Origin of the sequence: Anabaena sp. CCY 9402-a (assembly GCF_963920945.1) — a bacterium.
Classification (GTDB): Bacteria; Cyanobacteriota; Cyanobacteriia; order Cyanobacteriales; family Nostocaceae; genus Trichormus; species Trichormus minutissimus.
In genome coordinates this window covers 1-14,481 of record NZ_CAWUDL010000110.1, presented here as the reverse complement: position 1 = coordinate 14,481, position 14,481 = coordinate 1, and the positions used below count along the sequence as shown (strand labels likewise).

At 42.1% G+C, this 14,481-nt stretch carries 15 protein-coding genes; 8 read left to right on the top strand and 7 right to left on the bottom strand.

What is annotated here, in order from left to right; genetic code table 11:
• The first annotated feature begins 257 nt into the window (after positions 1 to 257).
• From ACM0OR_RS26005 to ACM0OR_RS25975, 7 genes are all read left to right on the top strand, one after another.
• Positions 258 to 683 (top strand): hypothetical protein, encoded by a 426-nt coding sequence (locus ACM0OR_RS26005; RefSeq protein WP_414579336.1) that lies wholly within the window; start codon positions 258 to 260, stop codon positions 681 to 683.
• A gap of 38 nt (positions 684 to 721) precedes the next feature.
• Entirely contained in the window at positions 722 to 1,471 is a 750-nt protein-coding gene (locus tag ACM0OR_RS26000) for a MinD/ParA family ATP-binding protein (RefSeq protein ID WP_414579335.1), read from the top strand.
• A gap of 66 nt (positions 1,472 to 1,537) precedes the next feature.
• Positions 1,538 to 2,938: an AAA-like domain-containing protein gene (locus ACM0OR_RS25995; protein ID WP_414579334.1), complete on the top strand. Its 1,401-nt coding sequence runs from the start codon at positions 1,538 to 1,540 to the stop codon at positions 2,936 to 2,938.
• 426 nt (positions 2,939 to 3,364) lie between these two features.
• Positions 3,365 to 4,168 (top strand): cation diffusion facilitator family transporter, encoded by an 804-nt coding sequence (locus ACM0OR_RS25990; RefSeq protein ID WP_414579333.1) that lies wholly within the window; start codon positions 3,365 to 3,367, stop codon positions 4,166 to 4,168.
• Complete coding sequence (locus tag ACM0OR_RS25985; RefSeq protein ID WP_414579332.1) at positions 4,165 to 4,377, top strand: hypothetical protein; 213 nt, start codon at positions 4,165 to 4,167, stop codon at positions 4,375 to 4,377. The genes ACM0OR_RS25990 and ACM0OR_RS25985 overlap by 4 nt, the downstream gene beginning before the upstream one ends.
• A gap of 154 nt (positions 4,378 to 4,531) precedes the next feature.
• Positions 4,532 to 6,490, top strand: a complete 1,959-nt coding sequence (locus ACM0OR_RS25980) for an alkaline phosphatase (RefSeq protein ID WP_414579331.1) — start codon at positions 4,532 to 4,534, stop codon at positions 6,488 to 6,490.
• Positions 6,491 to 6,607: 117 nt separating this feature from the next.
• Positions 6,608 to 7,099 (top strand): PEP-CTERM sorting domain-containing protein, encoded by a 492-nt coding sequence (locus ACM0OR_RS25975; protein WP_414579330.1) that lies wholly within the window; start codon positions 6,608 to 6,610, stop codon positions 7,097 to 7,099.
• 212 nt (positions 7,100 to 7,311) lie between these two features.
• Here ACM0OR_RS25975 and ACM0OR_RS25970 read toward each other — a convergent pair whose 3' ends face one another.
• Complete coding sequence (locus ACM0OR_RS25970; protein ID WP_414579329.1) at positions 7,312 to 8,229, bottom strand: ATP adenylyltransferase family protein; 918 nt, start codon at positions 8,227 to 8,229, stop codon at positions 7,312 to 7,314.
• A gap of 140 nt (positions 8,230 to 8,369) precedes the next feature.
• On the opposite strand from ACM0OR_RS25970, the gene ACM0OR_RS25965 reads away from it, so the two are divergent.
• Positions 8,370 to 8,960 (top strand): O-methyltransferase, encoded by a 591-nt coding sequence (locus ACM0OR_RS25965; protein ID WP_414579328.1) that lies wholly within the window; start codon positions 8,370 to 8,372, stop codon positions 8,958 to 8,960.
• A gap of 20 nt (positions 8,961 to 8,980) precedes the next feature.
• Here the strand turns inward: ACM0OR_RS25965 and ACM0OR_RS25960 are convergent, their stop codons facing one another.
• The 6 genes from ACM0OR_RS25960 to hoxU form a co-directional block, all read right to left on the bottom strand.
• Positions 8,981 to 9,799, bottom strand: coding sequence for a Uma2 family endonuclease (locus ACM0OR_RS25960; protein ID WP_414579327.1), 819 nt, complete (start codon positions 9,797 to 9,799; stop codon positions 8,981 to 8,983).
• A 64-nt stretch (positions 9,800 to 9,863) separates the two neighbouring features.
• Complete coding sequence (locus ACM0OR_RS25955; RefSeq protein ID WP_414579326.1) at positions 9,864 to 10,610, bottom strand: Uma2 family endonuclease; 747 nt, start codon at positions 10,608 to 10,610, stop codon at positions 9,864 to 9,866.
• Positions 10,611 to 10,744: 134 nt separating this feature from the next.
• The gene (locus tag ACM0OR_RS25950; RefSeq protein ID WP_414579325.1) at positions 10,745 to 12,196 is read right to left on the bottom strand and encodes a Ni/Fe hydrogenase subunit alpha; all 1,452 of its coding nucleotides are present in this window, start codon (positions 12,194 to 12,196) and stop codon (positions 10,745 to 10,747) included.
• 125 nt (positions 12,197 to 12,321) lie between these two features.
• Positions 12,322 to 12,867 carry an oxidoreductase gene (locus tag ACM0OR_RS25945; RefSeq protein WP_414579324.1) on the bottom strand — a complete coding sequence of 182 codons (546 nt, stop codon included), beginning with the start codon at positions 12,865 to 12,867 and terminating at the stop codon, positions 12,322 to 12,324.
• A gap of 122 nt (positions 12,868 to 12,989) precedes the next feature.
• Complete coding sequence (locus ACM0OR_RS25940) at positions 12,990 to 13,586, bottom strand: DUF3122 domain-containing protein (RefSeq protein ID WP_414579323.1); 597 nt, start codon at positions 13,584 to 13,586, stop codon at positions 12,990 to 12,992.
• Between the two features lie 57 nt (positions 13,587 to 13,643).
• Positions 13,644 to 14,360 (bottom strand): bidirectional hydrogenase complex protein HoxU, encoded by a 717-nt coding sequence (hoxU, locus tag ACM0OR_RS25935; RefSeq protein WP_414579322.1) that lies wholly within the window; start codon positions 14,358 to 14,360, stop codon positions 13,644 to 13,646.
• Between the last annotated feature and the right edge of the window lie 121 nt (positions 14,361 to 14,481).

Genomic DNA, 14,481 nt, shown 5'->3' with positions numbered 1-14,481 from the left:
CGACCTATATTCATCAATTCACTATTTTGTTATTCTGTCAATGCGTAAGTCCTATTGAATTACCTACTTAATTGAATCTTTATTCAATACTATCAAAAATTTGGTTTATACACAAAATCAATAAATTGTCAAGGCCAGTTTTCCAAAGATTGCTTCGCTACAAAACTGATCTTTCGTCGTGTGGTGCGATCGCGTAATTTGAGAAAGATATAGATCCAAACACTCCCAACACAGACGTTGATGACATGGAGTAAATCATGCCCCAACATCCCCTTGATATCAGTCACGAAGCAGTCACCGCCAAAATTGTTAACTTCACTGCTTTCAAAAACGCAGGTAGTAATAATATTCTCATGCCTTTTCCTTCCAAACTAGCCCGGAATCAGTTGAGTCAGGATCAGGTAAAACACAAAACTAAGTCTTACTTGCAAGATACCGAAAAGACTTTAAGAGCAGAAGTTGTTGCTTTGCAACAGGAATTGGCAATTGTACAACAGGAAAAAGCTAAATTAGAAAGTCTATTGAAACAGCAGGAAGAGACTAGAAAACTTCAACTCCAAGAGATGCAAATCGAAATTGATTTACATAAAGTCGCACACCAGGTAGCAGAAATTACTCAAACTGATTATTTTCAACAATTACAAATAGAAATTGCATCCCTTCGTAATACCAAGATATCTTAATTACGAATTACGAACTACGAATTACGAATTATTCCTCTATGTCTAAAATTATTGCGATTCACTCATTCCGTGGCGGGACAGGTAAATCTAACTTAACAGCAAATTTAGCGGTAACAATGGCACTACAAAATAAGCGAGTGGCAATTGTAGATACTGACCTGCAATCTCCTGGGATTCATGCTCTATTTGCTATTGATGAAACAATTACAGGTAAGACATTAAATGATTATTTATGGCATCGTAGTTCCATTGCTGATACTGCCTGTGATGTGACTTCTCATTTGGCGATCGCTCAAGGAAAGGTTTTCCTCATACCTTCAAGTATCAATGCTGACGAAATTGCCAAAATAATCAGCGAAGGATATAACGTTAGTTTACTGAATAGTGGATTAAAAAGATTAATTAAAGAGCTAGAGTTAGACTACTTATTTATTGATACTCACCCAGGACTTAGCCGAGAAACTTTATTATCTATAGCTATTTCTGACCTTTTGATTGTGATTATTCGTCCAGATCGTCAAGACTTTCAAGGTACTGCGGTAACAGTTAATATTGCTCGTCAACTTCAAGTCAGCAAGATGATGATGATCGTGAATAAAATACCCAGTCGCATGAATTTTTCATCGCTACATCAAAAAGTAGAAAGAACTTATAATGTCCCAGTTGCAGGTATGTTTCCACTTTCAGAAGATATGGCACAACTCGGTAGTAGTGGAATATTTTGTTTGCAATACCCTGAACATCCATTGACTCAAATGTTGCAACAGGTAGCAGAAAAAGCCAGTTAATAATTTAAAACTCGAATTTAAATAAATTAAAATCTTCAGATCACTTAGTTAAATAAATTTAAGATAATGACCGAAAGCATTCAAAAAGAAACAATAACATTTGAGACAGCTTTAAAAGTTGCAGATCAAGCAGTTTTTGCTAAGATTCAAAGACATCTAAAAAATATTGAAGTAGCTGTACTGCGGGGAGCTTTACTAGGGCAAAAATATGACAAAATTGCCGCAGAATGTGACTATGCTCCAGAGTATATTAAGCATGATGTGGGGCCAAAGTTATGGCAGATACTATCAGCTAGTTTAGGAGAAAAAGTCAGTAAAACTAATTTAATGGCTGTTTTAGCACAACGAGCTTCCAAAGAAATCAAAATTCAAGAATTTTCTCCCTCTCTCGCAGTAACCAATCCCCAACCCCTAGAATTAGAATCACCAGTTGGAGTCATACCATTGGACTCTGCTTTGTATATGGAACGTCCTCCGGTAGAGTCTCGCTGTTATGAAGAAATTACCAGAGATGGGGCATTAATCCGTATTAAAGCACCCAGTCAAATGGGTAAAACTTCTCTAATGGTAAGAATTTTAGCCCATGCTCAACAACAAAATTCATCAGTACGTACTGTAGCTTTGAGCTTACAGCGAGCTGAAAGTGCTATTTTTAATGACTTAGATAAATTCTTGCGTTGGTTTTGTGCTGCGATTACTCGTAAGCTTCAATTACCCCATCGAGTCGAGGATTATTGGAGCGCAACTTTTGGCAGTAAAAGCAACTGCACCGCTTATTTTGAAGACTGTGTGCTGCCAGATATTAATGGTGTTTTGGTCTTAGCTTTAGATCAAGTTGATGAGGTGTTTTTACATCCAGAAATTGCTGATGATTTCTTTACTTTATTGCGTTCTTGGTATGAAGAAGCAGCCTATGGAGATATCGGTAATCCTCTGTGGCAAAATTTGCGTTTGGTAATTGTTCATTCCACAGAAGTATATATTCCTCTAGATATTAATAAATCACCATTTAATGTGGGTTTAGCAATTGAATTACAAACATTTACACCTGTGCAAGTATGTAATTTAGCGCAACGTTATGGAATTCATTTATCTGAAAATGAGTTATCAGAATTGATGCAGCTTGTGGATGGACATCCGTATCTAATACAGCAAGCTTTGTATCATCTAGCGCAGCAAGACTTGACTTTCAAGCAGTTAATCCAAACAGCAGTTACAGATGCAGGCATTTATGACAATCACTTACATCGTCATTTACGTAGTCTACAAGAACATCCGCAATTAGCAGCAGCGTATGAAGAAGTAATCAAGTCATCAACACCTGTAGAGCTAGAACAGACTGTAGCATTTAAGCTCCACAGCATGGGCTTAGTCAAGCTGCAAGGAAATCAGGTGATATCGAGTTGTGAGCTATATCGGCATTATTTTGAAGAAGTCTTAAGAGCAACTGCTACACGTAATATGTAGATACGTGAGTGCTGGAGGCGATTTACCACAGCAGATGCTCGTATCAAATTGAAGCGACTTTATCCCTCAATTCAAACTTGATGCTCTACTACTCTTCTAGTGGTCATGTCTCGGTCAATTGTATTTTTATCAAGCCTAAATAAAAATCCTAGCTCACCCTCAAGAGCTAAATTAGTAAATCTTCTGTTGTTCATCCCACCTTGACATACTACAACTAATAAATGAGGTAAGAAAATATCGCACCCTTATCTCATTTTTAGTTTTTTGCATATTTACCAGCATTCTGGTATCAAAATGAATATGATAACAATTTTTATTCGTGATAAATACTGGTTTTTTTACCTTATATTAAACTTTATTTAGATAATTGTTAACCTTGTATCTGGTACATTATTGCAGGACTGTACAGGTATTCAGAGATTGAGAATGGTGCTGTCAGCACAAGGGCATCCAATGGAACGCTCAACATTTGAGTTAACAGCCAATCAACTTAGAGGGTCAGGTTCAATGCCATCAACGCCAGTACAGCAGAAAGTTCAGGCTCTTTGGACTGCCTTAGTTTTACTCAGCGTTTTCTTTTGCATAGAACTAAGCGCAGGAATTTGGAGTCATAGCTTATCTCTTTTAGCTGATGCTGAACACATTCTTTCAGATGTAGCAGCCTTGGGTTTAGCACTGGGTGCAGCCTGGTTATCTCAGTCTATATCCCAGCGAACAATATTTGGCCGCTATCGATTAGAAGTTCTGGCAGCTTTGATTAATGGTATCAGTTTAGCTGCTGTTGCTGGCTGGATCATTAAAGAAGCTTTGGTGCGTTTGCAATCTCCCGGCACAGAGATTCTTGGTGTACCAATGTTAACAACTGCCCTGATTGGTCTAGCTGTTAACGTTTTTAATGCTAGGTGTTTACACAAATGTAGCCATCATGACCTCAATATGAGAGGAGCTTTACTACATCTTTTAGCAGATGTAGCTAGTTCAGTGGGAGCAGTATTAGCAGCGATCGCAGTTATCTGGATGAATTGGACTTGGGCTGATGGTGTGATCAGTTTAATTGTGGCAGTTCTGATCGCTACATTTGCTGCCTATTTAGTGATTCAAAGTGTGCAATGCCTGCGTGGTCAGATTGCTGATGTCACCTGTATTTGTAATTTGGAAGCTGAAGATTGTCATAATCGCCAGCAGGCAGAAAAGCTATTATTTCCCACTTTAGAGGAGCTTGTGCGATGATTTCATTACTAAAACGCCATCGGCGTTCATTGGCGTGTTTTCTATCCGGTTTAGTAGTGGCGATTATATTTTCCTTTACCACACCAGATCAAAAACCAGCTACTGCTTCGGTACAAATTCCCACCCAAGTTGCGGCTCAACCTATGTTGCTAGGTCATCCAGATTTTTATTATAGTCACGAAGAATCCAACTTCTATCAATACCAATAGTTAACCAAAAATACAAATTCTCCCAAACAAAGCTCCAGACTAAAATTCTTAATTACGAATTACGTAAAGCCTGCGGCATAGCTGCGCTTAGAGCGGAGCGGGGCGGGAGCATCGTTGCGAATTACGAATTTAATTAACTCCAAGGCATACAGCAATGACTTCATATTTAGAAAAGTACAGGCGAGTGCTAGCACTTGCTATGGCTAGCCTTTTTTGTGCCATTTTATTGGTATTTGGTAATCCTGGCATTGAATCCGCCCTAGCTGCCGGTAATGGGATTAACGTCATCATCATGATTGGTGATGGTATGGGCTGGAATATGGCTAGAGCCGCAGCTTTGGCTAAAGGCGCACCCTTTTACACCAGTGGTAAAGGTTCAGGTCTGAGCTTTCAAAAACTCACTGGATATGGCTTGGTAACAACCTACGGTACAACCGTTCAAGGAAGTACACCCGCCAACCCTACAAATCAGACACATTCCAGTGGTAACTCTGCTTTAGATGGGTCTAATCCATTTACAGGTTTGAGTAATGTTCGTCCTGGTTTTTCCTTCCAACCTACTCCCTTTAACCCAGGCGATCGCGCCGATGGTAACAGCCTAGCACCAGGTAACTTAGTAGGTTTCGATGTAAGTCAAGGTGGCCCCGCTCCTTGGATTCCTCTATCTCCCGCTAACGCTGGTAGATACGATAAAGATTACATCAAATATAGCTACCCCGACTCTGCTAACACCGCTACTACTCTCTACACAGGTGTTAAGAGCTATAACAATGCTATGGGTGTAGATGTATACGAAAATAAATTAAAAACCATCCTAGAAATTGCTCAAGAACAAGGCAAAGCTACGGGATTAGTAACTTCTGTACCCATTAGCCATGCTACACCAGGGGCGGCTGCTTCTTTCGTCAATCGTCGTAGTAAGTATGACAGTATTTACGACCCCACTAAGACCAACCAAGATAGTATTTTGCAACAGATATTGCTGAACTTTCAGCCTAATGTCCTGTTGGGTGCTGGTCATCCTCTAGATATGCAAAATAGAAGCGGCACAAGCCCAGCTTATGACTATACATACATCACTCAAGATACCTACGAGCATCTGAGAGATAACCCCAGTCCTACATCCAACCGTTACGGCTATAACTTTTTGGAACGTAGCCCGAACGCAACTCAAACCCTACTCAACACAGCCGCTAGTGTTGACCCCAATAACGGCGGTAAATTATTTGGTCTATACGGTGCGCGGGGACAAAATGGTAATCTTCCTACCAGTTCCTCTAAGGGAGACTACAGCACCACAGGTCTAGATAACTTCTCTCTCTATAGCTCTGTTGTCAGAGGTGGAACGCCAGCTACTTGTCCATCAGGGAAGATAATTCCTGGCTCAATCAGTGACTGTGTTCCTGTTCTGGATGCCGACGGCAACCCCGTGAGTGGCCCTACACCTGATACAGTTCGTCCTCTGGCTTCTAGTGAAACAGATGCTAGCTTTGTTGCTAGAGAAGTCAACGAGAACCCCACATTAGCAGATTTGACCCAAGCTGCTCTGAAGGTTTTAGGTAAAGATAAAGACGGCTTCTGGCTCATGGTTGAAGGTGGTGATATCGACTGGTCAGCCCATGACGACAACATGGATAACCTCATCGGTACGATGAATGACTTTGATAAGGCAGTTCAAGAAGTTATTAGCTGGGTGAATAAAAATGGTGGTTGGAGCAAGAATTTACTCCTCGTAACGGCTGACCATGACCATTATTTAACTCTCAATAATGATTTTGTCTCAAAACTGACTCCTAATGCTAATCCTAACTTGGCTAGAGGGTTGAAGTATAACGCCAAAGAAATCACCTACAATAAACACAACCCTCAAGATGCTGGTCACTTCTGGGGTTCTGACCCTACTCAAAAGTATCTTTGGGGTAGCCACACCAGCCGACTTGTACCTGTTTACTTCCAAGGTGCTTACTCTTCAAGTCTGATTCGTTCCTTGGGGCAAAAAGTCCAGTTTACAGATAGTTCTGGGACTTACACCGCACCTGGAATTCGGGGTGTAGTTGACCAAAGCCATATCTTCCAAGCCATGAAAACTGCTCTGACAAGTCCAGCATTATGAAGAGTTCCGAGTGCTGAGTTCCGAGTGCTGAGTTCCGTTAGCGGTAGCGGGGCGTTTAGCCTGTGCTGAGTGCAGTAAACAATTTACTTTTCACCCTCTTTCACCAAGAGCAAAAAAATGATTAATGCCATCTTCAAAAAGCTAGCTGTTGCTACAGCAGGAACTACTCTGATATTTATCTTGGGGGAAGTTCTACCAGCCCAAGCTGCAAACATCTCTTATAACTTCTCTAATGCTGATCAGACTCTCACTGGCTATTTTTCTTTTGATCAAGCGGCGGCTGCGGATCAATTTGTAGAGGTTTCAGAAGGTTTAAAGATTGTTGCTAACTACAATGGTCAAACCGTCACTGAAGCAGATGATCCACTAGCATCAGTTTGGACTGACTTTTTGGGACAAATTCCCCGTGGGCAAGGATTGGGTTTGCAATATGTAGTGTCAGATCAATTCTCTGTATTTGGTGACACCTATCTAAATGCTGATGCGACTGATGATCAATCTGTAAATTACAGTCGTGTTCCAGAACCTGGTTCTATGCTGGGATTGTCTATTGTGGGATTAGGTTTATTGTTGGGTAGAAAGAGACAATCTTCTCCATCAATAAACTAGGATTTGATGGTTTGTAGTCAGGACTTTAGGGACTTCCAACTAAAAAAATGTTCCAATCTGTAGGGTGTGTCAGTGTGAGAAACCTTTGCTATGCCCAGATATTATTTGTACTGACGCACCCTACGAACAGTCAATTTGGGATAATTTAATTTTTGGAAGTCCCTTAGTGCTAAGAAAATAAGGACTAAAGTCCTTACTACGAACTTAATTGACTACTTATCGATTAACTTCGCAACATTTTTGAGGATATTCATTGGGGTTTGCTGTTTGAGGATCTGCATTTCTGATTCATTTTTTACGAGTAAAGCACCGGCGAACCCTAACGAGTTGACAGAAATAGATTGGAAATTTTCTTGCGATCGCGGTACGATTAACATCCATTCTCTAGTTGCTAGCAAGTTATAAGCACCTGATTGTCTGTCACCATTAATTGCGCCTAAACCTACAGATCGCAGTAAGTTGTGATAAATTTCTAAGGTAACTTTAGCCCCTGTGAATGGTGACTCTACCCATACAGGATCTAACTTAGCAAAAGCATGGACAAATGGTAGTCCTGGTATAGTTGCGATCGCATCTTGAAATTTGACTGAGGCTAAAAGGGGTGTGATGGGTGTCTGCGTTCCTGAAGGTGTCAGAGGTAGGGGTACAAGTTGTAAATGTTTATGTCGCTGACTTGCGCCTGCATTTTTACCAGCGTTGTAGAATACTAAACCATCAATTCCGGCCAGACACGCCCACATAGCTGTAAAGTCTGCTAGGGTGAGCCAGCTTTCCTGCTCTTCAAAGGCGCGGGTGATAATTAATAAGTGATAATCAACAACGTTGAATTTATTTAAAATACATACATGAGTATCAGAAATATCGGCTACAAATAAGTCTTCCTCGTAGGGTAGGAAGGGATTAAACTCTTTACCAGTAGCTTGGGTTTTTTGGTCTTGTTGTTTTTTGGCAGTATTTTTACGTTTAAGGTTAGATAAAATTCGGACTAAAAATTTAACACCATCCTGCTCGACAAATTCAAACTCCGTCGGGATGGATAGCAGCGCACCACATCCTAAAGCATGGTTGGTTCGTTTTTTAACACTGTCCCATAATGTGCTGGGTTGCAGTAATATATCTTTTTCTGGCATAGTTACGTATGTTTGCAGTCTCGCTACTCACCAGATTTTAAGGCTTTCAGCTTCTAAACACCATCTAAAATTGCTAGAAGATCATCAATATCAGTAGACCGAAAAGTTGTGTTGCAATAAATTAAGCGAAGTAAATAGTGATGAATGACCAAGAAAATCTGAAAATCCCTAGTGTTGTTCAAAACATATTGTCCGAAACTATCAAAATCGGCTTTCAAATGACATCCGAGCTATCAACAGGCTCGCTACTGAGGACTTTAGCCGCGAGTAAGCCTGATGGGAATTTTCTAGATATTGGCACTGGTACAGGTGTTTCTACAGCCTGGTTACTGGATGGCATGGACAGGAACTCAAAAATTATTACAGTTGAAAATGACAACACAGTAGTTTCTATTGCTCAAAAATATTTAGGAGATGATCCACGAATTTCTTTTGATATTCAGAATGCAGGAGCATTTCTGGAGCAGATTGAACAAACAGGTGAGCAGTTCGATTTGATCTTTGCTGATACATGGGCAGGAAAGTACACTCATCTTGAAGCTGCACTTCACATTCTTAAGCCTGGTGGTTTATACATTATTGATGATATGCTGCCTCAGACAAACTGGCCGGAAGGTCATGAGTTAAAAGTTGCTGCGTTGATTGCACAGTTAGAACAGAGGCAGGATATGCTTCTCACAAAACTTAACTGGTCAAGTGGAATTATTATAGCTACAAAACAAGCACGATAAATTTAACAAGGGATTATGTGTTACGGTTCGGAAGAGGGTAGGAGTTTGGCGATCGCTGACACATCCATACTAGTTATACTAGCTACCTGTTCCACAGTCATACCACTTGCTAGCAAGTTGCTAGCCGTTTGTAATAATTTTGACTCAGCCCTATCTGCACGTTGCTGCTCCTGTTCTGCTCGTTGGTGTTCTTGTTCTGCGCGTTGGCATTCTTGTTCTGCGCGTTGGCGTTCTTGTTCTTCCGGTGTCGGGAGTAATTCTCCATCAATAGTTGCCCAGCGTAGCCAAGTTGCGTCTATGCCTTTGTAGTTTCCTTGCCAACGCTGCAAGGCTAACCCTAATGATTCACTGAATAATTGATTGCGATTGTTGGCTACTAAGGGTTGGTAAACTCTTTGTTGGATAGAAAAGCCAGCCCAATCATCTGGGTTAAAGGGGTCATACCAAAAATATTCCGGTACGCGCATTTGATTTTGATAAATCAGCTTTTTCTCGTTTTTGTCTGTGGCGGCGGTGCTGTCTGAAAGCAGCTCAATAACTACATCAGGTGCTTTTCCTTCTTCCCAAACCACCCAACTTTTGCGTTCACCTTTGGGTACACCTAACACTATAAAAAAGTCTGGGCCTTTAAAGTCTTTATTTCGTACTTGCGCCAGACTGTAGTAGACAAACATATTTCCCCCGACAAACCCATCTTCGCGGTGTGACAACCAAGGAATTAAGGCATCTATCAGTAAGTCCATCTGGGCTTTGTGCCTTGCGCTTTCCATTGGGACACCATCATCATAGGGAAGTTCTGTTTCAGAAGGTGGAAGTTCAATTAGAGTTGTTTTTGACATGGCTGTTCACCAGTGGGTAGCCCGCAGCGAATATATCTATATTATCGGAAAGAATAGTCAAAAGTTATTGATTATCAGGTTCAACACCAAGCGATCGCAATTGTGCCATTAATCTTTCAGCACGTTGTTTTTCTTGGTCAGCACGCTGTCTTTCTTGTTCTACAGGAGTTAACACCCAGTTCCCCGTTTCATCATACCAGCGTAACCAAGATTGTTCGACATCTTGATAACTACCCTGCCAAACGCCCAAACCTAACTGAACTTCTGGTATCCAAAAGCGTGATTCACCTAGTTCTATCTCAGAGTAACTACCACCATCTAATTTAAACATCCTAAATTCATATTTGTAGCGGTCAAAAATAGCGTAATAGGGAATACGCAAACTCTTTTCATAGACTTCCCATTTCCTTGGGGGTTGCTCAACATCCCGCAATGTTTGCCCTAAGTCTTCCTTTTCAGTACCAGGAGATAACAACTCCACCACAATGAAAGGATTAACCCCTTCTTGCCAAACTACATAACTTAAACGTAAATCCCGTTGTTCATACAGTCGGGAAACACCCAAAACAGCAAACCAATCTGGTCGCTTATACCATAGTGGATGGCGTGGGTCATAGTAAAGATTTAAATCGCTGGCAGTAAATAGCTCGTCGCTGGGGTAATTTGGCGGACGAAAGGTTTCGTCTAATAGACGGGGTTGCAACAAATGAAACTGATCGGGCAAACCAGGTTCTCCAGGATCTTCGCTCTTGAGATCATACATCGTCGGTAATACTTCTTTTGGGGAAAGTGGCGGGTCAGTTTGATACATAGTGCAACAGTCCTGACTATGAGACTCTTCTATTGTAAGGATTTTAGTCCTGATTAGTCTCAGATGTGAATAACTGTCCATCCCTCACCACGCACCTTGCTGTCTTAACGAAACAACGACTTACTTTGAGGCATTTACCAACGGGAAACTTGATCAAGCACACTACCATTGGCGGCGACTAATTGAATTTGCAATGGCATTTGTCCTGCGGCGTGGGTAGAACAACTTAAACAGGGGTCAAAAGCACGAATTCCGGCTTCGACACGGTTGAGCATCCCTTCAGGAATTTCTGTACCTTGAATAAAATGTCTGGCAATTTGAGCAACTGTACGATTCATCGCCAGATTATTTTGACCAGTCGCAATGATTAAATTGACTTTTTGCAATAAGCCATTTTCATCTACTTGATAATGATGAAATAATGTGCCGCGTGGTGCTTCACTGACACCAACACCTTCTAATTGATTCACGCCGGCCTCTGCACGTAATCGACTTGATAGTATATCTGGGTGATCAAGAAAGATTTCGATGTATTCAATACAGGCGAGAATTTCAATTAAGCGGGCATAATGATAGAAAAATGAGGATGTGACTGTACCTTGAGCGTGTTGGCGAAATTCCCGCAATTCTTTGTCTGCTAGAGTTGTGCCAATAGAACTACAAATATTTAAGCGTGCTAGCGGCCCTACCCGATACATCCCACTATCTAAACGACAATGACCATTGTCATCTGGATAACCCAAGGGGCGATAATAGGGTGATTTTAAATAAGAATCTGGTTGGACTGCCTCCCCAATAAATTCCTGATAGCGTGTGGGGTCAAGTTTATCGGCAATGATATTACCACTACTATCAACAAATCGGATATGTCCGTCGTAGGTTTCCCATAAACCGTCAGGGGTGACTAAACCCATAAACAAGCTAGGGAAATTGCCAAAGGTTTGCACTTCTTTTTGATAGTCTTTTAACAGCCCCTTGAATTTCTCCAAAGCATCTAAGGTAGTAGCTTTTGCTTCGGGGATACGCTGCTGAATGTGGGTGCGTGCTTCTGGTGTAAGAGGTTCTCTCACACCCCCAGGAACAGCCCAAGCTGGATGAATTTTTGCCCCTCCCAATAATTCAATAATTTCTTGTCCAAATTGACGGAGACGGATACCACCACGAGCTAATTCTGGTTCGGCGGCGATTAAGCCAAACACATTGCGCTTTACGGGGTCACTATCCATACCCAGTAATAAATCAGGGGCGGTGAGGTGAAAGAAACTCAGCGCATGGGACTGGATAATTTGCCCCCAATTCATCAGACGGCGGAGTTTAGCTGCCACTGGGGGGATGGTAACTGCTAAAATGCGATCGCCTGCTTTTGCTGAAGCTAGCAAGTGACTCACCGGACAAATACCACAGACACGCGCCGTAATTCCAGGCATTTCCCACAGTGGGCGACCTTCACAAAATTTTTCAAAGCCGCGAAATTCAGTGACATGAAACCGCGCATCGCTGACTTGTCCGGTATCGTCTAGGTAAATACTGATTTTCGCGTGGCCTTCAATCCGGGTAACGGGGTCGATGACAATTCGTTTAGACATAAGGAACAGGGAGGGGACAGGTGACAGGTGACAGGTGACAGGTGACAGGTGACAGGTGAAATGTGGCAATAGAGGAGTAAGGAGGTAGAAGTTATTCAATTTTGAATTTTGAATTGATACGCCCATTACCCAAACTTAATAAACTCTCGTCCAGCTAGATGGGGTATTTCTCCACGCAATAGCGGTTCTAGGGCGGCGTGAATACGTGTGGCTGAGGGTGGACAACCGGGTAAATAAATGTCAACGGGTACTATTGTATGTACTGGTGTTACTTGATCTAGTAACGGGGGTACAATACCTGGTTCGTGGGGAATTTGAGGATAAAGATCAGCTGTTTGGATGTAAGAACGTTCCAGAACTGGTTCAGGACTACCCAAAGGATTACGTAAACCGGTGACATTAGCAGTTACAGCACAGTCACCAAAGGAAATTAATATTTGAGAATATTTCCTAACAATCTGGATAGTTTCTAAGTGTTCTTCATTAGCGATCGCACCTTCTACCAATACTACGTCTACACCATCTGGATATTCTTTAATATCTGCAAAGGGACTAAAAACTACATCTGCCTGGGCGGCTAAATCAATCAGCCATTCGTCTAAATCTAGAAAGGACATATGACAGCCAGAACACCCGCCTAACCATACTGTGGCTAATTTCAACCGAGACATAATAATTCGTAATGGGCTAACGCCCCGCTCCGCTAACGTAAGGGGACTGGAAGGGACAGTAACGAATGCCCACTCAGCACTCAGGACTCAGCACTCAGGACTCAGCACTCATAACTCAGCACTCAGGACTCAGCACTCATAACACTGTGCCATTCTTGGACGACGCGCTGAGGGACGTTGATGTTGATGGAGCGATTGCCAGGTAAAGGTATGCTCAAGGTTAGGGGTTCTTGTGGTAGTTGGGGCAAGATATTCTGAAAGTCATACTGGCCAATAGTTGGGGCTGGTGCTTCATCTAAGAAAACATCGGCAGCACTCAAGACTTTACCTGTAGCTGTGGAGATTTTTAAGGGTTGGGGATGAATTAGTTCGGCAGAACCAGGAAACCCTACCAGCCGCAGATTTAAAGTTTGTGCTTGACCAGGATAAACTTGTTTAAACAGCACAACTTGCCAAACTTTTCCTGACTCATCAGCTAATTTTGTTTGTGAGCGATAAAGAATTTCTGCTGTTGCTGTTTTTTGTTGCTCGACAGCCGCAATTACTGTTTCGGTATAGAAGCTTCCTAAACCCAGGAACATAACAATCGTTAGTATCCCCAAAAGTAGCAGCCACCACAAAAGATTTTTGAAAGAAGTCGGTGACAGACACATAGATGAAAAAGCGGGAATACTCCTGTTCCGGTTGCGCTTGTTTGGTTTTCGGCTGATTGTTGACATCAGATTCACCTCCTAGTGTGGGTGAGGATAGAGCATTGAGGTACAATCTCCTGCTCCCTAAAAATTCCATTCCTGTTTTTTCCGTGCGGTAACTAAAAAATCGAGTTTGGCGCGATCGCGTTTCATTTCGCCGACGCTAGAACCTTTGTCAAATAGTGCGCCTGTGGGACAAGCATTGACGCATTTACCGCAGGAGGTACAAGTTTGGGACGTTCCCCAAGGTTGGCTCAAGTCGGTAATAACGTGGGAGTTTGTCCCCCTCCCTGCCATATCCCAGGTATGTGCGCCTTCGATTTCGTCACATACACGGATGCAGCGCGTACAAAGAACACAACGGTTATGGTCAAGACCAAAGCGATCGTGAGAAACATCAACTTTGCGATCGGGGAAATGGTAGGCTAAACGCACATGATCTATCCCCATTTCAATAGCTAGGTCTTGTAATTCACAGTTACCGTTGGCTACACACACCGAGCAGATGTGATTACCTTCGGCGAATAACATTTCGACAATTGTGCGGCGGTAACTTTGCAGGCGATCGCTATTAGTTACTACTTCCATACCCTCGGTAACTTTCGTCACACAAGCAGGAAGTAACTTATTCATCCCAGCAATTTCTACCAAACACAACCGACAAGCACCCACATCTCCCACACCCTCTAAATGACACAGCGTGGGAATATGAACACCCGCTTCTTGCGCCGCCTGTAATACCGTTTCTTCCTCCCGCGCACTGATTAATTGACTATCTATAGTTAGGGTTTTTACAGACATAATACTAATTCGTAATTAAGATGGGGTATTGGACATGAGTTACTCTCTCCCTTCTACTCAACACTCTCTACTCAACACTCTCTACTCAACACTCTCTACTCAACACTCTCTACTCAACACT